We start from the raw sequence: 1339 nt of genomic DNA, 5'->3' as shown, positions 1-1339 counted from the left end.
GTGCGAGGATTTTCCGAAGGAAAATCAGATGCATGCAAACACGCATTTAGTCTTGATTAGGCACTAAATTACGCATTATTTTTATACAATGTTAGCGCACGTTGTTATGTTTTTCTCACAAGAGTATTTAAATATGCTTTTTAAGGAACAAAGAAAAGTCCGAAGCAACAGTTGCGTATTGTTTGGCAAGAGTCAGAATTTTTTAAACGCAAGAGTTAAGTCATTTGCGCGTAAACTTTGCGTATTATTTTGTCAGAAGTCGGTTTAATTTTTTATTTAATTTTAGTTTTCGAGAGTAAAATTAGACTTAGGTAACAGTTGCGTTTTGATTTGTCAAAAATCAATTGAGTAAGTTTTAGGAATTATTTTTAAAATACTTTGAGAAGGTTTATTATTTTTTGAGCTGAGTGAGCAATGTGCGCTAACGTGTTTGTGTATGGTTAGTTGCGAGGTTCAGCAACTAAATTAGTAAACTTTTACGAACCCGTGAATATTCCGCAGGAATATTCGCAAGTAGAGAAGAAAAAAGCAATTAATTATACACGGTGTTAGGTGCTGGTTTTTATATTTGTTCCAAATTATTATATTCTCCAATTACTTTAAATTGACCTTCATAAAGAATTTCAATATCAGTTTCATTATTTTTTATTCCATTCCAATAATCAATAGACACTTTGTTAAATTCATTTATGTTGTAAGCGTCTAAGTTTAGAAATTGAGCATCTGCTATATGGATTTTTCCTTTTTTTTCTAATTCCAACTCTATAATTTTTCTGTTTTGAGAATCAGATAAAGTATTCCACCAATTTTCTAAACCATTTTTATTACTCAGCCATAAACACTTTTTTCTAGATGGTAATTCAGGGTTTATTTGTATTCTGTTATTTTCAAATATTTGTTCTCTTATCCATTTTAAATATTGAACATGAGATTCGAAAAGTTGATGAGCTAAATGATTAAAGCTTGAGCATAAGTCTTGAGACTTAAAAAACAACTCTTTATAATTTTGGGATTCATAATCTAATTCACTCAACCATTGCTTAGATAATATTTCTCTTGAATGTTGAATAAGTTTATTGCCATTAGTTTGAGGAATGGAATTTCTTTCTATTCCTTCCACGATGCCTTTAAAAAAATCATTGAATTCAGCTCGTTCTGTAGTTCCGTATTCTCCAAAATCCCACTCTTTTCTAATTCCGTTAATTCTCTGAATGTGGAAGTATCTCATTTTGTTTTTTGCGTTTTGTTTGGAACTTGCACCTAACGGTTTTGTGTATGGTTAGTTGCGTGTTTAAGCAACTAATTTAGTAAACAAAAACGAACGCGAGAAAATTCCGAA

General features: G+C 30.7%; 1 protein-coding gene. It reads right to left on the bottom strand.

Going from position 1 to position 1339, the window contains the following annotated elements; all coding sequences use genetic code 11:
• Nucleotides 1–562: 562 nt before the first annotated feature.
• Nucleotides 563–1228, bottom strand: coding sequence for a DUF2441 domain-containing protein (locus M4I23_RS19450; protein WP_249755518.1), 666 nt, complete (start codon nucleotides 1226–1228; stop codon nucleotides 563–565).
• Nucleotides 1229–1339 lie beyond the last annotated feature (111 nt).

It is taken from the genome of Algibacter sp. L4_22 (assembly GCF_023473045.1).
Taxonomy (GTDB): domain Bacteria; phylum Bacteroidota; class Bacteroidia; order Flavobacteriales; family Flavobacteriaceae; genus Algibacter.
The sequence above is the reverse complement of the archived record's forward strand: the minus strand, read 5'-3'. Positions and strand labels throughout refer to the sequence as shown.